The organism is Thermogemmatispora aurantia (assembly GCF_008974285.1).
GTDB classification, from domain to species: Bacteria; Chloroflexota; Ktedonobacteria; order Ktedonobacterales; family Ktedonobacteraceae; genus Thermogemmatispora; species Thermogemmatispora aurantia.
This window is the reverse complement of sequence record NZ_BKZV01000006.1, coordinates 157,184-175,547: the sequence shown is the minus strand read 5'-3', so window position 1 is coordinate 175,547 and position 18,364 is coordinate 157,184. Positions and strand designations below refer to the sequence as shown.

The 18,364-nt window shown below is 60.4% G+C and carries 14 protein-coding genes; 6 read left to right on the top strand and 8 right to left on the bottom strand.

All coding sequences use genetic code 11. The features are described from left to right. Positions 1-264: 264 nt before the first annotated feature. A complete protein-coding gene (locus tag KTAU_RS17930; protein WP_151729659.1) occupies positions 265-1,971 on the top strand; it encodes an ABC1 kinase family protein in 1,707 nt (568 codons plus the stop codon). A 120-nt stretch (positions 1,972-2,091) separates the two neighbouring features. Here KTAU_RS17930 and KTAU_RS17925 read toward each other — a convergent pair whose 3' ends face one another. Next, positions 2,092-2,919: an MBL fold metallo-hydrolase gene (locus tag KTAU_RS17925; protein ID WP_151729658.1), complete on the bottom strand. Its 828-nt coding sequence runs from the start codon at positions 2,917-2,919 to the stop codon at positions 2,092-2,094. Between the two features lie 58 nt (positions 2,920-2,977). After that, positions 2,978-3,799 carry an NUDIX hydrolase gene (locus KTAU_RS17920; RefSeq protein WP_151729657.1) on the bottom strand — a complete coding sequence of 274 codons (822 nt, stop codon included), beginning with the start codon at positions 3,797-3,799 and terminating at the stop codon, positions 2,978-2,980. A 232-nt stretch (positions 3,800-4,031) separates the two neighbouring features. Between KTAU_RS17920 and aroE the strand changes: the two genes are divergently transcribed. After that, the gene (gene aroE, locus KTAU_RS17915) at positions 4,032-4,955 is read left to right on the top strand and encodes a shikimate dehydrogenase (protein ID WP_151729656.1); all 924 of its coding nucleotides are present in this window, start codon (positions 4,032-4,034) and stop codon (positions 4,953-4,955) included. A 230-nt stretch (positions 4,956-5,185) separates the two neighbouring features. Next, positions 5,186-6,142, top strand: coding sequence for a fumarylacetoacetate hydrolase family protein (locus KTAU_RS17910; protein ID WP_228026524.1), 957 nt, complete (start codon positions 5,186-5,188; stop codon positions 6,140-6,142). 292 nt (positions 6,143-6,434) lie between these two features. Here the strand turns inward: KTAU_RS17910 and KTAU_RS17905 are convergent, their stop codons facing one another. From KTAU_RS17905 to minC, 5 genes are all read right to left on the bottom strand, one after another. Then, positions 6,435-7,574: a VOC family protein gene (locus tag KTAU_RS17905; protein WP_151729655.1), complete on the bottom strand. Its 1,140-nt coding sequence runs from the start codon at positions 7,572-7,574 to the stop codon at positions 6,435-6,437. Next, positions 7,571-8,509, bottom strand: coding sequence for a hypothetical protein (locus KTAU_RS17900; protein WP_151729654.1), 939 nt, complete (start codon positions 8,507-8,509; stop codon positions 7,571-7,573). Before KTAU_RS17900 ends, KTAU_RS17905 begins: the two co-directional genes overlap by 4 nt. A 1,366-nt stretch (positions 8,510-9,875) precedes the next feature. Next, positions 9,876-10,226 carry a cell division topological specificity factor MinE gene (minE, locus tag KTAU_RS17895; protein WP_112431350.1) on the bottom strand — a complete coding sequence of 117 codons (351 nt, stop codon included), beginning with the start codon at positions 10,224-10,226 and terminating at the stop codon, positions 9,876-9,878. Between the two features lie 18 nt (positions 10,227-10,244). Further along, positions 10,245-11,081: a septum site-determining protein MinD gene (gene minD / locus KTAU_RS17890; protein ID WP_112431349.1), complete on the bottom strand. Its 837-nt coding sequence runs from the start codon at positions 11,079-11,081 to the stop codon at positions 10,245-10,247. 416 nt (positions 11,082-11,497) lie between these two features. Next, complete coding sequence (minC, locus tag KTAU_RS17885; RefSeq protein WP_170293410.1) at positions 11,498-12,388, bottom strand: septum site-determining protein MinC; 891 nt, start codon at positions 12,386-12,388, stop codon at positions 11,498-11,500. Positions 12,389-13,059: 671 nt separating this feature from the next. Between minC and KTAU_RS17880 the strand changes: the two genes are divergently transcribed. From KTAU_RS17880 to KTAU_RS17870, 3 genes are all read left to right on the top strand, one after another. Next, positions 13,060-14,541 (top strand): APC family permease, encoded by a 1,482-nt coding sequence (locus tag KTAU_RS17880; RefSeq protein ID WP_151729652.1) that lies wholly within the window; start codon positions 13,060-13,062, stop codon positions 14,539-14,541. 273 nt (positions 14,542-14,814) lie between these two features. After that, entirely contained in the window at positions 14,815-16,239 is a 1,425-nt protein-coding gene (locus tag KTAU_RS17875; protein WP_151729651.1) for an APC family permease, read from the top strand. A gap of 220 nt (positions 16,240-16,459) precedes the next feature. Beyond that, complete coding sequence (locus KTAU_RS17870; protein WP_151729650.1) at positions 16,460-17,302, top strand: aldose epimerase family protein; 843 nt, start codon at positions 16,460-16,462, stop codon at positions 17,300-17,302. 136 nt (positions 17,303-17,438) lie between these two features. Here KTAU_RS17870 and KTAU_RS17865 read toward each other — a convergent pair whose 3' ends face one another. Continuing rightward, the gene (locus KTAU_RS17865; protein ID WP_151729649.1) at positions 17,439-18,233 is read right to left on the bottom strand and encodes a methyltransferase domain-containing protein; all 795 of its coding nucleotides are present in this window, start codon (positions 18,231-18,233) and stop codon (positions 17,439-17,441) included. Positions 18,234-18,364 lie beyond the last annotated feature (131 nt).

Sequence of the window (18,364 nt, the reverse complement as noted above, 5' to 3'; positions counted from 1 at the left end):
AGGCCAGGACGAAAACCATCCAGCTTGATTATGACCTGACGAGCTAACCAGTCCGGTCAGGGGCGATGAGTGAGGAAGAGCGCTCGCTGGCACCCGCTGCTCTCCTCTAACTCACCTTTGCCCAGAGGCCAGAGCAGGAAGCTCCCAGAAGAAGGCGGGGAGGTGAGCGAGAGGCACAGGCCTGTCCCCTCTCTTCAACTGCTTCCCTGGGCACGGCGTAGATATCTGTGTTATTGTACCTGGAGAGAGGTTTTCACTGGTAGTATGCGTCACAGACCTACACGGATCAATAGACTAGCCCAGGTGGCGCGCTTCTTGCGCGTCGCCCGTCTCTTATTGTGGACCATCTGGGTGATTTACCGCGAGCGTCGGCGAGTGATTCGGGCCCACCAGCGCGGTCACTACGAGGTTCAGCCTGACATCGAAGTCCTGATCAAGGTCTTAACGGCTTTCCGCGAGACGGCCATCAAGCTCGGCGTCCTGATGATCAAGCTGGGTCAGTTTCTGAGCGCGCGCGCCGACCTGCTGCCGGAGCAGGCCCTGCAAGTGCTCGGGAGCCTGCAAGACGAGGTGCCACCGGCCCCTTTCAGCCATGTGGTCTCGGTCATCGAGGCTGACCTCGGCAAGCCGGTGGAGCAGGTCTTTAGCCTGCTGGAGCGCAAGGCGACCGCCGCCGCCTCTCTCGGCCAGGTGCACCGCGCCACGCTCGCCGGCAGTGGCGAAACGGTAGCGGTCAAGGTGCAGCGTCCGCATATCGAGGAGCTGGTCAATACCGACCTGAGCACCATTCGCTTTGTCATCTGGGTCATCAGCCGCTTTGTTGACACCAGCGAGTTCATTGACCTGATGGCTGTCTATCGCGAGTTTCGCCGCACGGTCTACGAGGAGATCGACTATCTGACCGAGGCCGCCAATGCTCGCCGTTTTCGTGAGCTTTTCCGCGATCAACCCCAGATCTATATTCCACGCGTCTATGAGGAATACAGCTCGAAGCGGGTTCTGGTCCTGGAATGGATCGATGGCATTAAGATCAACGATTATGCTGCTTTGGAGGCCGCCGGCTACAATCGGCTGGAGATCGCCCGCCGTACGGTTGAAGCCTATTTCTTCCAGTTCTTCGAAGCTGGCTTCTTTCACGCCGATCCCCATCCGGGCAACATCTTTGTCAAGCGTGGCTCCCCGCCGGATGACCCTGTCATCGCCTTCGTCGACTTCGGCATGGTCGGTACTCTTACGAAGAGTATGAAGAAGGCCATGCGCGATCTCTTCCTGGCCTTTGTGGCCCGGGACTCGCAGGCACTGGTCAATGCCCTGGGCCGCCTCGGCTTTCTCGGAGAAAACGCCAACCTGACGGCCATTGAGCACGGCCTGGAGCTGATGCTCAACCAGTACTATGGTTTGACTCTGGGGGAGGCTCGCGAGCTGGACCTGTCGGATGTTGCTCAGGATATCGAGCAGCTGTTGTACGGGCAACCTTTTCAGATTCCAGCTCAGTTTGCCTTTACAGGGCGCGCCATTAGTGTGCTGGCTGGCGTGGCGACTGGCCTGGCACCGGAGTTTAACCTGATCGATGTGGCCACTCCCTACGCGCGCAAGTTTCTCGGCCTCAGCACCGATCGCCTGGGGGAGAACCTGCAGGAGCTGCTGCGCCAGCTGCTGGAGAATGGGCGCGCGATGTTGACCTTGCCCCGCTCCCTGGAGCGCATCATTACCCGTCTTGAGAGTGGCCAGATCGAGATTCGCCTGGCCGATTCCCCGACCAATGGGCGGAATCGACGTGCGCGCTCTGGAGCCGGGCCCGGCGCCAACGGCAGCGAGAGACGCGGCGGCACACTCTCGCTGACGCTTGTAAGCCTGAGCGCCCTGGCCGCCAGCGTCTATCTGCTGACCAGCGTTCACCTGCTTAGCGCTGGCTGGTTTTGCCTTGGCCTGGCCGCTGTGGCCGTCCTGGGCCTGCTCCTGCGTCGCTAGAGCCACCTCGGCCCCCCCAGGAGAAAGAACAGCGCTGGCGGCAAGGCCGGGCAGCCAGCGCTCGCCTGACGAGATAGAGCGGATGAGGCCACCTTAGAGCAGCCGGCAAGCCGAGCTGACTTAGCGCCGTAACAGCCAGCGCTCGCGATCGTGACGGTGAACACGCCCTTCCTGCTCTAGCTTGAGCAGATGAGCTGTCAGAGACTGAGCAGCCAGGGTGTGAAGAGACGGCGAGACGTCGGCATAGACATACGGCACGAGGTCACCAACGGTTGCCCCCTGGGGGAACTGACCGAGGGCTGTGATCACCTGCTGCTCACGCAAGAGGCGATGCTCGATGTATTCGGCCAGCTTGCGAGCCGGATCAAGAATGATTGGGCCGTGAGCGGGGACAATGTGGCGCAACTCCAGACTCTGGAGACGCCGCAGCGAGGTCAGATAGGCTCCCATATCGCCCTCTGGTGGAGCGATCACTACGGTGCCCACTCCTGCCAGCAGGTCCCCGGCAAACAGGATGCCAGCCCGCTCTAAGAGGAAGCAGAGATGGTCGAAGCGATGGCCCGGCGTGTAGATGGCCCGCAGCGTATCGTCTCCAGCGGCCAGGCGCGCCCCATCCTCTAGCTCCTCATCGGCCAGGGCCATCCCCGCGCGGCTGAAGGCCAGCACTGGCACCCCCAGCCGGGTCCGCAGAGCCGCCGCACCGCCGCAGTGGTCAGGATGGCCGTGGGTAATCAAAATGCGCCGGATGCCGCCACGGGCCTCCCCAGCGGCAATGACCTGCTCCAGATAGGCCGGGTCGTCGACCGCTGGATCAATGACAAGCGCTCCCGTGGTCTCTTCGCCAACCACGATCGTATTGGTCCCTGGCCCCGTCATCACCGAGGGATTGGGAGCCAGCACCAGCGTATACGGCTGCGCTTCCTCTTGTGGCTTCTGCTCCTGTTCCATAATGCTCCTCTCTCTCACGCGCTTCTCCAGCAGACCAGACGGTGTCACGACCTACAGCTCAGCCCTGGGTCATATGAGGTGGCACCTCCCAACCCTGCTCATCGCCAGGGAGGTAGATGCGATAGCCATCGCCTTCCTGCACCAGGCGTGGCTGCTTGAGAGCCACATAATGCGAGGCGGCGAAGGCCAGAGCCTCCTCGGCACTGGCAAAGGCCGCTAACTCTTCGAGCTGGCGTAAGGTGGCAAAGACCAGGGGAAAGCTACCTTCCTGGTAGCGGGCCAGGGCCTCAGATGGCCTGATCCAGAGGCCGTCGCTGGTCTCCAGGTGATCGTAGACAGCCTGCTGCTCGCCAGGAGCCAGGGCGAGAAAGAAGTGGGTATCGAAGCGGCGCGGCATGCCTTCCGGTGTCAGCCAGTGAGCAAAGTAGTGAAGCTGGTCGGTGGCAAGCTGCAATCCCTCACGCTGGGCCAGCTCGACCAGCGAGCCTCGTCGCTCATGAAAGGCACGGCGATAGTCGGCGAAGCGCGCCCTCTCGGCCTCATTCTCCGTCAGGGCCAGCAGCGAGCCATTGCGATAAGCCAGCAAGACCCCTGCTTCCTCAAATAGCTCGCGAATGGCCGCCACTCGTGCTCCCGTGCCCAGAGCTGTCCGCCCCTCGGGGTCAGCCACTGTTTCACGGGCGGGAACAGGGGCGCAGAGTTGAGCGCTCTCCTCGACGGCGCGGTCATCAGCCTTGATGGAGCCACCGGGAAAGACGTAGACATCAGGCATAAATTCGCTTTGGACAACACGCCGAACCATAAAGACCTCCATTCCAGTTCCGGCGTGTTCGTTCCTCAGCAGCATAACCGCTGAGGCCAGGCGGGGCACAACTGCCATAGGTTCTCTCCATCTCCCTTGAGGAAGGTTTCTGTTGACCTGGACATGATACTGTTATAGTACCATATGTGCAGCATCCCCGCAGGCATTGCTCGCCCCCTTTACGGAGGCCACAGCCTGTGGTACGCTGAACATGTTCATACTCTTTGTGATAGCGATAAACAGGATGCACCCGGCAGAGTAGGATCTATCAGCTCTCGACTGAAGGCAAAGCAGGGCCGAAAAAGTAACTATGGATGCAGAAGCACCAGTGATTAAGCACTTGCAGAATCGGCACAGTCGTTTCCGCCTGGGCCTGATCGGCGATCCCGTGGCGCATTCGCTCTCGCCGCGCATGCAGCAGGCGGCTCTCGATGCCCTGGGTATCGATGCGGTCTATGAGCTATGGCAAACGCCTGCCGATGAGCTGGCCGCATGTGTCGCCCGCCTGCTCGATCCGCTCTATCTGGGGGCCAATGTGACTATTCCGCACAAGCAGGCAGTGCTCCCCCTACTCGACATCGTCGATCCGCTGGCGGCACGCATCGGGGCGGTCAACACGATTGTGCCGCGTGATGGCTACCTGCATGGCTATAATACCGACGCGCCTGGTCTGTTACATGCCCTACAGGAGCTAGGTGTTGGCAAGCCGAGCGAGAGCACAACGATCTCGCTGACGGGCTATACAGCTATCATCCTAGGAGCGGGTGGAGCAGCGCGGGCGGCAGCTTTCGCCCTGGCCAGCACCGGCGTCGAACGATTGATCATCGTCAACCGTCATCTGGAGCGCGCCCAACATCTGGCGGCAGAGGTCGGCGACTTTCTGACGGCCCAGCGTCAGGAGCTGAGCGTCCCCCAGGTCTTCAGTCTCAGCGATCCCGAGTTCCTGATCCCGCACCCGCTCTCGCTCATTATCAACGCCACCCCGGTCGGTATGCACGAGGATCTCAGTCCGCTCCCCGGCGAAGTGCTGGCGCGTTTCGGCAACGAAACCTTTGTCTTCGACATGATCTACAACCCGGCGGAAACAAAGCTGCTCTGCCAGGCGCGGACACTGGGAATGCAGGCTTCCAATGGTTTGCCGATGCTGCTCCATCAAGGGGCCCTGGCTTTCACACTCTGGACCGGCCAGCCTGCGCCACTGGAGGTCATGCGCGCTGCCCTCGCCGCCGAGTAGAGCCGGGAGCCGCATGCGCGCCGGACAGGCCACCCTCTGCGTCCTCTTTTGCCTTTGAGCGCTCCCTGGATAGCAGTAGACTGCCAAGCCTGGGTAAGGCAGGGCAGGGCAGGGCAGCTCTCTAGCGCTGCTAGCAGGGATGGAGCCGCATAGCACCTTGCCTTTTCCTGTTGGGGGACATACTATTATGCAAGAGGGATCCACCAGCCAGAATAAGGGAGGAACCATCATTGAAACTGGCAAGCTTTTCAACACCTGATAACCCGCGCGTACGCGTGGGTCTGGTGCTCAACGACGAGATTGTCGATGCCGCTCAAGGAGCGCGCGCCCTTGGCTTCAGTGTCCCTGACCAGATGCAGACTCTCATCGAGCAGTATGGGCAGGCGGAGCGGGGTTTGCGTGCCCTGCTAGAGCAGGCCCACCAAGCCAACGGGCGTTTGAGTGCGATTCCCGCCCTGCAGGGAAGTGGCCTCGTGCAACCACTCTCCGCCGTCCAGCTCGCGGCTCCGATCCCTCGTCCGCGCAAAAATATCATGTGCCTGGGATTGAACTACGCCGAGCACGCCCGCGAATCCGCCGCAGCCCGCGGGCGCGAGGCCCAGCTCCCGCAGCACCCCGTTATTTTCACCAAGGCTCCCACTACGGTCAACGGGCCTTACAGCGACGTGGTCATCGATCCTATCGTCTCGACGCAGATCGACTGGGAAGTTGAGCTGGCCGTCATTCTCGGCAAGGGAGGCAAGCACATCCGCGAAGACGAGGCCCTCAGTTACGTCTTCGGCTACACTGTGCTCAACGATATCTCGGCTCGTGACCTGCAGGCCCAGCACCAGCAGTACTTTCGCGGCAAAAGCATCGACGGCTACTGTCCGATGGGTCCCTGGATCGTCACCGCCGATGAGATCCCCGACCCCCAGCGGCTTACCCTGCGCCTGCGCGTCAACGGGGTCACCAAGCAAGAGGCCACCACTGATCAGATGATCTTCTCTATCCCCCGCATCATCGCTGTGCTCTCCAACGGGATGACGCTGGAGCCAGGCGACATCATCGCCACCGGTACACCGAGCGGTGTTGGCTTCGCCCGCACGCCGCCCGAATTCTTGCGCCCCGGCGACATCATGGAGACCGAGATCGCCGAGATCGGCGTTATGAGGAACCGCATTGTCGGTGTCTCAGAGGCTCGCTAACGCACATTGAGCCTGCCTTTGCTCTACTGCCGACGCCGGCGTCAGCGTCGGCCATGCCCAAAAACGCGACGAGGCGACGGATCAGGAGAATCCGTCACCTCGTCCGGCCAGGGAGAGGGTTATCTCTTCTACTACTCACCTGACTCAACCTGGCCAATCAGCTAACCAGCTTCGCCGCCTTCCCTATCTGTCCGCCGTTCGTGCCCCTGGACACTTCTCTACGCCGCCTCCTCATTGCCCCTATCCAGACCAGGAAGGACCACAGTCGCGCAGTAGGACAATGGGGGGAAGATCAGACTGAGACCTCTTCTTTAATCCAGGGAGGCAGCGTCCCCCAGAGATTGAGCGCGCGAGGACGAGCATGCCAGAGGCGCGGCGGCGTCGTCACATCTTGATCGTAGTACTGCTCCAGCTCGGCAGACAGCTCAACGTGGCAGCCCTCTGGATCGGCGAAGCGCAGGAAGAGATCGTGACCAGCACCGTGGCGCCCAGGTCCCCAGAGAACGGGTGTCTCCTGGCGGCTGAGATAATCGGCCCAGGCCAGTAGATCGAGGCCGCTGTCGATGCGGAAACCGATGTGATCGACATCGGGGCGTCCCTGGATCAGCACCAGGGTATGATGATCGGTATTGCAGCGCAGCCAGGCCCACTCGCGCAGCAACCAGTCTGAGATATCAAAGCCCAGAGCCTCGGTATAAAACTCGACCATCGTCTCCAGATGTGGCGTCTGCAGAGCCAGGTGCTGAAGAGCCAGGGGGCGCAGACGCGCCTGTCGACGTCCACTGGCGGCGGCGTACTGCGAGAAGGCTTCATCGGACGCCACCGAGATCTCAATACGGTTGCCATCGGGATCACGGAACCAGAGCGTATCGCCGCGCTCGCTCTCGCCGTCGCGCGGCTCGAAAGCCAGCTCCACGCCGAGCATATTCAGGCGAGCAGCCAGGGCCGCCAGCTCCGCCTCCGTATCCACCTCAAAGGTCATATGATGCAGTCGACTCTGAGGCAGCACAAAACGGCTATCGGCTTTACCAGGACGGGAATCGCGGGTATCGGCGAAGAGAGCCAGACAGTGATGTTCATCGCCCAAAGCGAGGAAAGCGCTGGCCGCCTCCACCTCCATCTCCTGTCCCACGGTACGGATCTCGCTTGAGCGCAGATCAAGGCCTACCACCTGGCGATAGAAGCGGGCCTGTGTTGCCACATCGCCAGACCAGAGGCCCACATGCGCTAAGCGCCTGACTTTTACCTTCTGAATCTGCTGCTCGCTCACTGCTGCCTCCAGGGAAAGGAACTGCTGCCGACTGCTGCCGGTGGACCTGCCTGCTGGCTGGTCTAGCTCTTGAGCACCAGCCAGACGGCCAAGGCTCTCTTTTTCTGGGGAATCATACCCAGTATGAGCGAGCCAGGTCAACAGATCTCCCCCAAAGGTCATAGCTTCTCGCCCTCCCCCTCCTCACCTTTACTCTCCACGGCGGCAGAGGGAGCACCCCCCGTCTCGCCTTGTCCGTTGGCCTCAGAGCTAGCGAAGGGCCGCGTCAGGGGGATCTCCCCCGGTTGGCCACTGGCGGACCTGGGAGGCTGTGGCTGGTCAGGCAGAGCGCGCCCCGGCAGCCCAGGCTGCGAGTTACCGCCGGCGCGAGCTGGGCCAAAGCCGAGCGCGGCGAGCGGCGTAGAGGGGGCGGCCAATGGAGAGGAGCAGGGCAGCTCGTCTGGCAAAGGAGCCACGGAAGCAGCCCCGCCGGAGGAAGCGCGCTCATCCCAATCGGAGCGCGCCCCAGCAGCAGGCGAGGGCGGCCAGGAGACCTCAGTCAGGGCCGGCTCCAGTTCGCCGCGCGAGAGGTCGAAAGTCTCCAGCACTCGCACAAGCGAGGGCGGATCTGGCATCGGGGTCTCCGGCGCTCCCAACTGACCAGGCAGACTCTTCCAGGGCACGCCAGCCGAAGAGGAGGCAGGGAGGGAGGAATCCATCACCGTCTGCTGCGAGAGAGGCACAGAAGGAACATTAGCAGGCCAGCGCGATCTGAGCGCGAGCAGAGAGACGGCGAGAGCGAGCGCGGCACACAACGGCAGAAACCAGAGATGCCAGAGCACAGCGAGCACGAGCGTCCCCCCGCTCAGCATGGAGGACGCCACGAGCGCGGCCAAAAAGAGGCGCGGCAGCCATTGCGGCAGAGCCGCAGGCAGCGTCGGCGGTAACGACGAACGCCGCCGCATCAAACGGGCGCGGCGGCGCTGAGCCGCCCGACTGGTCTCTACCAGGCGCCGCGCCGTAGCAGGCCAGAGCGCGCGACTCACCCCACGAGAGAAGTTACTCGCGCGCTCAACCAGAATATAGATCTTCTTGTCGCTCTTGCTGTCTTCACTCATCACACATCCACCCCTGTGTAAAGAACAGGGCCACCACCCAGTCCCCCAGAGAGATGACAGCCAGCTGATCCTTCCTGTCGCGATACTGAAGTGCCGGCAGGAAGCCGGTGACACCCCAGTGCCTCCGCGAGGGACACGTATGGAGACAGAGGCACGCACCACACCACACATCATCCCTTGCTATATACAATGATACGCCGGGTACCAGAAGGAGATACTGGCCGGACGGTAGTCCATCGTACGAGTCCGCTACGAGAATCGTACACCACAACCAACGAACAACACCCCCACCATCGCGGGAGACCCCCTCACGGGCGGCCTTCAGTTGGCCCTTCCCGAGGCGGGCGGCATCGTCACCCCACCACCACATAGCTACCTCCTGCCGGCCTGCCTGCCTTTGCATGCACGCATCCGGCAGGCGGAGGCAACCCGCCCCGAGTCGGACCATACTGTCCCGCACCGTCCGCGCCTTAGCTGCAGCCCGGCGGCACCGTATATAGCAGCGCCGCAGCAGTGCGCTTCGGTTCGCGCAGTGGACAACGTGCCCGTACCTCCACGCACCGCCTACGACGCGCCACCACCGAGAGGCCAGAACATGACACGCTTCCAGGCGCTGGCCGCAGCGAAAGCCAGCTCCTACCCGCGCACACTCCACATCCAGACCTCTCCGCGTCTGCTCGTGCCCGCGCATTGGCACTTCACTACCGCGACAGGAACACGCTCGTGCGTGCTCCTGCACCGTAGTCGATCAGAAGGAGCACGCTCCTTCTCTCATACCACCCCCGCTTCTTCAGCTTCAAACAAGCCCCGATCTGAGATCACGCTTTTATTATACCTCTTTATGCTTCTTCAACGGTTACGATGCTATGAAATTTGAGTTAAGAAACAAAAGTGTGTATTGCAGATTTCTTAACTTTTCAATAGATCTATTATATTTTGCAAAAATATCGTATGGAAAGGCATCATCGCTAAGCCAGCACGCAAGGCAACCGGACAGGGGTCAGCGCGGCGGGGCGGCGGGGCGGTCGACAGACAAGCAGGGAGACAAAGAGCAGAAGAAGCCGGAGAAATAGGAGAGGAAGGCATTCAGAAGAGCAGACCAGGGCCTGACAAGTGTGATCAGCTGGGGCAAATGATGGCCACTCATAGCAGCCAAACGCGCAACTGGAGCGGGGCCGGGAGAGGACAGCAGGTTCCCTGCCCATGCCCTGCCAGCAGAGCGGTGGACACCAGGAAGGAGCGCCAGCCCTGAACACTCCAGAGAGCACCAACGCCGGCAATCTCAAGCGAGAAAGAAATGCCGGCGCAGTTTTCGCCCTCTCTCTGCCGGAGCAGGTGACGATCTCCATCGCTCTTGCATTACCTGCTATGACGATGGCTCTTCGCGCTCAACCTCCACCTGGAGCGGCCCCTGCAGCCCCTCGGCAGACGGCCCATAGTAGGGTGGGTCCCACTCAAACGTAATCTTCTGACGCTTGATTGGGACAGCGGCCTGCAGCTTATCCCAACGGTCTTCACGGGTCATCGTAATTTCCACATGCTGCTCATCGACCTCCAGGCGTTCGGAGATCACCCGCAGCAGATCGGCTTTGATCTGCTCCAGCAGCTCCGGGTTGACCTTCACCCGGTCCTGGACCAGGACCACCTTCAGGCGTTCCTTCGCCAGCTCGCCGGGCCTGGGCCGCTTGCGACTGGCCATAAAATCAAGCATACTCATGCACCATCGCCTCCTTGATCAGGACGGCCAGGACCGTGTGCGCTTCCCAATGACAGCGGGGCCAAAGCCCACCAGGCGGCGCAAACGCTCCATCAGCGTTGGCGCCTCCATCAGCTCCTCAAGAGGGATCTCCTCACCCAGAATGCGCAGCGCAGCATTCATAAATGCCTGACCGGCACGCGAGCGCTTATCGTAGACCACCGGCTCGCCCTTATTGGTGGCCACAATAATCAACTCATCTTCGGGAACAATACCCAGCAGATCGATCCCAAGCACCTCCAACACATCCGCCACATCCATCATATCACCGCGTCTCACCATATCCGGGCGCAGGCGGTTGAGAATCAAACGCGGCTCCGGCTTGCCCGCTGCCTCGACCAGCCCGATGATGCGATCGGCATCGCGCACCGAGGCCATCTCGGGGTTAGTCACAATGATAATCTCGTCGGCGCCCACGATCGCATTACGAAAGCCCTGCTCAATCCCCGCGGGCGAATCGATGAGCACAAACTCGAACTCCTGGCGCAGCTGCTGGCAGAGCTGCACCATCTGGACACTGTTAATGGCGTTTTTATCACGTGTCTGAGCAGCGGGCAATAGATAGAGTTCGGGCAAACGCTTATCTTTAATCAGCGCCTGGCGCAGGCGACACTGACCCTCGACCACATCGACCAGATCGTAGACGATGCGGTTCTCCAGTCCCAACACAGCATCGAGATTGCGTAGCCCGATATCCGAGTCTACTACCACCACCTTCTTACCCTGCATAGCCAGGGCTGTTCCCAGGTTCGCCGTTGTTGTTGTCTTGCCAACGCCGCCCTTTCCCGAAGTAATCGTGATCACCCGGCTATCCATGCGCATGCTCCCTGTCGATTCGGAAAACACCGTTCTTTTCGCACACCTAGCAAAATATTACAGCATCGATCAGTCGCCAGTCGGCCACTCACCTCAGTCAACAGCCAGCCAGAGATTCAAGCGGCAAACAAGCTAGCCAGAGTAGCAAGCAGCGATTCCGACTCGTCTCGCTCAACTTGTTCTGTTAGCCACCGTTGGGCCTCTTCTAATCTCACCACGGATTCCAGCCGGCCCAGGGAGACGCCTCATCACCAGCCGCTCCGATCAGTTTCAGCGCAACCAATCAGCAGCGTGGCAGAGAGACTGGCTGGCGAGTGAGAGCGAGCGCAGTCTGACCAGGTGGCCAGAGCAGCGATGCAACCGCGGATGGAACTGCACCAGCGAACGGCAAGGCCCGCCCTGCCTGTCTTCTCTCTCTACTTACGCGGCGGGCGACCGTTGAGCCAGGTTTCGACCACAATCTGCCCCTGGCGGATCGAGGCCACCTCGGGACGCGGCTGCACCTCCAGTCCCTCGGGCGGGCGAGAGAGCAAATGGGCGATGCGCAGCTGGACCGGCGCCAGGAGAAGCGCACAGACCAGTGCCTGCTCATTATCGGGATAGCCGGCATGGACCATACCGCGCAAGACCCCCCAGACGATCACATCACCCCCCGCCACCACCTCCGCTCCAGGATTGACATCGCCCAGGACCACAATATTGCTGTGGTGGTGAATCGCCTGGCCGGAACGCACTGTCCGACGCAAAAAGAGCGTATCATCTGACTCACGCGGATCACGTTGACCCGTCGTCAGCCCCAGGTCCACAGTCACAGCCCCTGCTCCTGTCCTCTCATAGGGAGAGTATGACGCATATGGCCCGGTAGCAGTATAGGCAGGCCCTCCGTTCACACCCAGTCCCAGCCTGGCCCCCTCGCCCAGACCACCCCGGCGCATGCCGGCAACCTGCTCCAGTGAAGCAATCGACATCCGATAATGCGCCAGCAAATTTTCGAGCTGAACCCGCTCGCCAGCCTGGAGCATCCGCTGCCGGGTATCAACCGTCAGCGTGGCCCCACGAAAAAAATCAGGGGCCTCGGCCAGCCGTTCGGCCAGAGCCTGCAGCAGTTCACTAAAGGGCGTCTCCGGCTCCAGCGTTAAGAGCAGACCGTGGCGCGTCCCCTTGATCGCAATCTGCCCCTGCGCAGACGGCCTCTCCTCCTTCCGCTCCACCTCACCCGCTACGAACCACGACGAAGCCTCGCCCGCCCTCTTCAGCCGGTCGCGCGCACTCGACGTCGCCCGCTCGGCAGAACCCTGCGCACTCACTTCGTTCGCCGCTTTTCTTGTATCAGCTTCTTCTTTCTTCATTCAAGCAGGAATTTTTACTTCTTTTCCCGTTGCTACTCTTTTACTTCTTTTTGCCCCACTATCCCCTTCGGGGTGGCCGCCCGCAGTCGAACGGGCCATCTGTTACAAAGAACCACCTTCTGACGCTATCAGGTTACAGTATAAACGCCAGAGCAACAAAACGCAATAGGAGCAGCTTCTTTGCCTCTCTTTGCCAGCCGGCGTTTCTCTTTAGTTCAGGCGATAGCGCGCACCCCCGCCCTCGACTTGCCGCTTGAGAGGTACCTTTGATTGAGGCAAATATTACTTCATTCCTATCTATACATTAGAGGCTAGACGCCAGCTCTCAGCTCATCTATTATACTGATATATTCTCCACGTTTTCCTATCCGTGCGTCCAGGATAGGGAAAGCGACTCGCAACTTCTATCAGCAGGCCAGGAGTTCTTTCACTGCAGAGATCACTCTTGCTATTCGGCATGGTCATTGTTCCTGCTGCCTCGGCCAAGGTCAAGGAGACGACTAGTCAGCCAGCGCTGCGCTGACCGCCGCGATCTCTTCAGTTCGCCGGTACCCGGATGACCATCCAGTGCCGCTGTTCCGGCTCTGGCCCTGGCTCTGGACGATCTGAACCTTCAGGAGTTCATCACAATGGCTTTAGAAGCTTTGCAGCGTCTGGATCGGCAAAAGGGCGACCTCCCCTCCCAAAGTTATGTTCTACGAACAATGCCCCAGGCTCTCGGCATGTTCGACATGATGATGATCTTCATGATGATCATGCTCTTCATCAATAATCCAGTAAGTACAATAGGAGCGGGACCTGCCGCCTTTACTTACTGGCTGCTGGGAGCCGTGGTCTTTTTTATCCCTTGCGTGATCGGTGTTGCCCAACTGGGTGTTCTCTACCCCTACGAAGGCTCTACCTATGTCTGGACTCATCGCGCTCTGGGGAATTTCTGGGGCTTCTTCGCTAGCTTGATTTTCTGGATGCCAGGTCTGCTGGCAATGGTTGCCAGCCTGAGCATCGGCATCGCCTTCATTCAGGGCCTTAATTCCTCCTGGCTGACGCAGCCCTGGCAGCAGGGCTTACTCTGTATCGCCTTGCTGATCATCTCCACCGTGCTGGCACTGCAGCCGATGAGCACCCTGCGCCTGGTGATCAATGTGATTACGCTTTTGACCTACGCAGTGGTGGTCTTACTCGGTGGCGCAGCCCTGATCTGGTTGGCAACTGGTCATCGTACGGCGACGCCCTTCAACGATCTCCATTCCTGGGGCATCGATCCCTCCAACTTCGTGCTCTACGGGAGCGTGGTGCTGGCTTACCTCGGCGCCGATGTCTCGATGATTCTTGGCGGCGAAATGGCCAGCGATCGTATCGCCTCCCGTCATGTCTCCTGGGGAGCGTTCTTTGTGATTCTCAGCTATCTGGTGATCACCTTCGCTCTCCTGGTCGTCCTCGGTCCCGATGCCGCCAGCCAGGGGCCTTTTGCGGTGATCAGCGTCATCGATCACGTCTTTGGGAAGTTCCTGGGGAATGTGGCCGCGGTCTGTGTCATTGCCTATTTCCCAATCTTCGCTACCCTTTTGAATGTGGCCTTTGCCCGCCTGCTGATGGTGGCCAGTATCGACCGCTTCTTGCCGCTGGGGCTGAGCCGTTTGAACCGCAATCGCCAGCCCGCGAATGCCATCGTCTTCCAGACGGTGGTGGCTTGCCTGTGCGCCGCGTTGATTTTCCTGCTGCCTTATCTCCTGCCTCTAGGGCAGCCCACCGACCTGGCTACAGTGGTCTTTACGGTGACGCTCTCGGTGTTGACTCTGGTCTGGGCTTTCTCGTCGATCTTTATCTTCGTCGACCTGGCGGTCTTCTATTTCCGCCAGCGTGAGCGCCTCCTGCGCCTGCTGGTGGTGCCACTCCCGGTGCTGTGGCTCTGCATTATCGTCGCACCTCTTGCCTGCTTAATGGCAATGATTGTAACATTATTGTACTCGCCGATCCCACAACAGATTAGCAATGGCCAGTGGTGGTACATTGTGGGCGGCTTGACTATGATTTGCTTGGTGGTCTGCGGCATCGCCAGTATGTTCGCTATTAGCCAGGCTGCCTGGCAGGACCAGAGCTTCGAAGCGTGAACGGACCTTGCTTGCTTGCTTCCGCTCCAGGGTGCCGGAGCGGTCGTCTCCTTCGCTCTTGCCGCTGGCTAGGCGCAGTTTCGCGACTCAACCCGGCCTGGATCAACCCGATCTGCCACGCACCAGGCTCAAGGTCCGCTCGCTGCGCCCTCTGATTCCTGCCACGCTGCTGCCCCGTCCCGGTGGGGCCACAGCCTCTCTTGTGCCACGAGCAGCGAATTGCCACGCTGCTCATTTGCCGTTATTTTGTTGTTTGTAAAGGAGTGGATCGCCATGACGCTTAAGTCTAGCGCACCAACCGAGGAGCAGGGCAACCTGCGATCCGGGACGATCGGCTTGCCCGGTGTGCTCTTCCAGTCGATTACGACAATGGCGCCGGCTTCCGCAGTTTCTTTTAGTTTGAGTGCCGCGGTGCCTTTCTCCGGAGCCGCTCTCCCCCTGGCGGTGACGATTACGCTGGTGGTTAGCGTCTTGATCGCTTTGAATATCGGGGAGCTGGCGCGCCACTTGCCTTCCGCTGGCGGCTTCTTTACTTATATCAGCCGCTCGCTCGGGGCTGTGCCCGGCTGGGTGACCGGCTGGATCTTCGATCTGGCTTATCTGTTGATTGTTCCTCTGCAGCTGCTGGTTCTGGGACCAGTCGCCGCTTCGATCGTGCCTCTGGGCCCCTATGGATGGGCAATCTGGGCTGTCATCTTCGCAGTGGTGATTTTCGCTCTGACTTATTTCGGCATCAAGGTCTCTGCTGATGTGGGCGTGGTGCTGGGCTGCATCGAGATCGGGGTCTTCTTGCTGCTGGCTCTGTGGCTGATTGTGACTGCCGGGAACAATAATACGCTGGCAACCTTCAATCCGGCTTCCAGTGCACAGTCGGGCTTTGGCGGCTGGCAGGGCGTGCTGCTAGGAATGATTTTCACGGTGCTGGCTTTCGCCGGTTATGAGTCCTCAGCCCCTCTGGCAGAGGAAACGCGTAATCCACGCCGTACTGTGCCTCTGGCAATTGTGTTAGCCGCTCTCCTGATCGGTATTTTCTACGTCTTTTGCTCTTATGCTGCCGTGGTCGGCTGGGGTCCGGCCAAGATCGCTGCTTATGCCAGCGATCCAAACCCCTGGGGAACGATGGCGCAGCGCGTCTGGGGCGGCTTCAGCCTCATTGTGAACCTGGCGATTCTGAATAGCGCGCTGGCGAACTCGAATGCCGGCGTGAACGCCGTGTCGCGCGTGCTCTATGCTATGGGTCGTGTGCGCGCTCTGCCAGGCGTGCTGGCTCATCTGAACCGCTTTGCTTCGCCCGATGTGGCCATTGTGTTCACTATGGTGGTGGGCATTGTGCTGACGGTGGCGCTCGGTCTCGCTTTTGGGACAGCGACAGCGTTCGCCCTGATCGGTACGATTATTGTGCTGCCCATTATTCTGGTCTACCTGGCAACCTGCGTGGCGGTGCCAGTCTTTTACCTGCGCGAGCACCCCAGTGAGTTTAATGTCCTCCGCCATATTGTGCTGCCGCTGATCCCAACGGTGGTGCTGCTGATCGTGCTCTGGTTCCAGGCAACGCAGCAGTACGAGGCGCCGTTGACATGGGCCTTCCCCCTGGCAGTGGTCTGGCTGGTGCTCGGGATCATCATCGCTCTGGTGCTGCGCTTCCGCGCTCCAGAGGTGCTGGAAGCGAGCAGCAAGGTCTACGTGGAGGCCGAGTAAGCTCCTAGTAAGCTCCTCTCTCTGGAAGAGGTCTCCCGTTTGTCGTTAGCAATGCGACGGAGAGGCGGCCCGCCCAACGGCGCCGCCTCTCTTTATTGGTAGTGAGCGTGGAGCGCCTCGCTCTCCCACCCTCCGACGCCAACTGTGCCTGAGCTTGCTTTGGCCGCTGTTGCTTTTTACAATAGCGGCTAGAGACTCTTTCTCTGGAGATGTCTGGCTGATGAGTTCTTCTCTGCTTCCCCCCGATTTTCTGCGTTTTCCGACAGAACGCGAGCTGGTGCTACGCGATCAGGGGACGCTGGTGGGGGTGATCCCTGAGATCTGCCTGGTTTCGCATTTCCAGGTTGGAAACTGGGAGGTGCTCTATCGCCCCCTGACCACTGGCAATGTGCGCCGCTGGGGCCTGCCACTGATGATCCCGAATTTTTCGCGCCTGCGCAATGGCCTGTTTGTGGAGAAAGGGACTACCTTGCCAATCCATGGCTTCGGTCGCCTGCTGCCCTGGACCCTGCTGGCGGCAGACGAGCATCAGGCCCAGTTGCAGCTGCAGAGTAGCGAGGTGACACGCGCCTGCTATCCCTATGAGTTTACTTTTACGGTGACGGTGGCAGTAACGCCCGGCAGGCTGACCTATACGCTGGAGATGGCGAATCGCAGCGCTGAGATGATGCCGATCGCGCCGGGTTTCCATCCGTATTTGGCGGTGGCTCAGGCCGATAAGCCGCGCTTGCAGGTGCAGGGCCTGCCTGGCTTCGAGGCAGCGGCGATCGACTGGGAGCACCAGCCGCCGGATACCCCCTACCCTTTCGCCGGCGAGGTGACGATCACTTTTCCTCAGCAGGGAACGCTGACGATCACTGAGCTGCCCCAGGATGGTCGCTATGCTTTGCATAATATGCAGGTGTGGACGGAGTTGCCGACGCGCCCAGACCACGCCTTTGTCTGCTTTGAGCCAACGGTCGGTAGTGAGGATGCGCTGAATCGGCCCGGCGACCGTTTGGAGATCGCGCCTGGGGCCACAGCCTCAATTGTGCTGCAGTTGCACGCCCAGGCACAGGCATGATCAAGACGGCAAGGCCCCCTGATCATGCCTGCCTCCTGTGCACAGCTGCCGCTTGCTTGCCACTGCTGCCGGGCTGCTGGCTGCACTCCTGCCTGGCTCTGCTCTGGCTTGCGTTGCCGCTGAAAGGCAGCCCAGGCTAAGCTGACGGCCTGCGTGCACGAATGCAGGCGCTGAGCCAGCGGCCCTCAAGGCGATGGCGCTCTTCCTGATTGACAAATGGCGGCCAGTCCCAGTCTCTTGCAGCCAGCTCGACAACAACTGCGTGGAAGCCAATGGCCGTTAGCAGCTCACGGTAGGTCTCCGCGCTGATGGCGCCGGTCAGGCAGGCTGCCCAGGCCCACGGTTCGCGCTGGAGCCTGGCCGGCGGCTCGCCTTCAAGGACTGTATCGGCCAGGATCAATCTACCGCCTGGCTTGAGAAGGCGGTAGGCTTCGCGCAGGACACGCCCTTTGTCAGGCACCAGGTTGATGACACAGTTGGAGATGATGACGTCGATGCTTTCCGAGGGTAGAGGGATGGCTTCGATGACCCCCTGTAGGAAGCGCACGTTTTCCAGGCCGAGCTGGCGCCGATACTGTTCGGCCCGCTCCAGCGCAACCTCGTTCATGTCAACACCGTAGGCTACTCCTCCAGGCTGTAGCTGCGGAGCAGCCAGCAGCAGATCAAGCCCCGTGCCGCAGCCCAGGTCGAGCAGGCTTTCCCCGGGTTTCAGCTCGGCCTGCTTGAGAGGATTACCGCAGCAGCAGGCACTGGCCAGCAGCTCTGCGGGCAGATCCTTGAGTCGCTCAGGAGCATAGCAGTCACACTGGCTGGGCACCTGCTTTCGATCTTCACAGCAGCAAGCAACCGCAGCATTCAATACGTTTACTTGATAGTAACGCTGAACGAATGATCGTAGATCTTCTTCTGATTTAAAAGGCATATCTGCCATGACGGGGCTTTCCTCCTTCTGACTGGTTGGCCGGCTGGCGCTGGACCAGCGCAGCTTTTTCTTTGTCTGGAAGAGAAGACGCCCTTCCGGCGAAAAGGACGCAGCCAGCCAGGCGGTAAGGTGACCCAGGT

Excerpts from the sequence above, each read along its gene's own strand:
- KTAU_RS17925 (WP_151729658.1), bottom strand. The coding sequence starts at position 2,919 with ATGGAACAGGAGCAGAAGCCACAAGAGGAAGCGCAGCCGTATACGCTG.
- KTAU_RS17920 (WP_151729657.1), bottom strand. The coding sequence starts at position 3,799 with ATGGCAGTTGTGCCCCGCCTGGCCTCAGCGGTTATGCTGCTGAGGAAC.
- KTAU_RS17875 (WP_151729651.1), top strand. The coding sequence starts at position 14,815 with ATGACGCTTAAGTCTAGCGCACCAACCGAGGAGCAGGGCAACCTGCGA.
- KTAU_RS17870 (WP_151729650.1), top strand. The coding sequence starts at position 16,460 with ATGAGTTCTTCTCTGCTTCCCCCCGATTTTCTGCGTTTTCCGACAGAA.
- KTAU_RS17905 (WP_151729655.1), bottom strand. The coding sequence starts at position 7,574 with ATGACCTTTGGGGGAGATCTGTTGACCTGGCTCGCTCATACTGGGTAT.
- KTAU_RS17900 (WP_151729654.1), bottom strand. The coding sequence starts at position 8,509 with ATGAGTGAAGACAGCAAGAGCGACAAGAAGATCTATATTCTGGTTGAG.
- KTAU_RS17865 (WP_151729649.1), bottom strand. The coding sequence starts at position 18,233 with ATGGCAGATATGCCTTTTAAATCAGAAGAAGATCTACGATCATTCGTT.
- KTAU_RS17880 (WP_151729652.1), top strand. The coding sequence starts at position 13,060 with ATGGCTTTAGAAGCTTTGCAGCGTCTGGATCGGCAAAAGGGCGACCTC.
- minD (WP_112431349.1), bottom strand. The coding sequence starts at position 11,081 with ATGGATAGCCGGGTGATCACGATTACTTCGGGAAAGGGCGGCGTTGGC.
- aroE (WP_151729656.1), top strand. The coding sequence starts at position 4,032 with ATGGATGCAGAAGCACCAGTGATTAAGCACTTGCAGAATCGGCACAGT.
- KTAU_RS17930 (WP_151729659.1), top strand. The coding sequence starts at position 265 with ATGCGTCACAGACCTACACGGATCAATAGACTAGCCCAGGTGGCGCGC.
- minE (WP_112431350.1), bottom strand. The coding sequence starts at position 10,226 with ATGAGTATGCTTGATTTTATGGCCAGTCGCAAGCGGCCCAGGCCCGGC.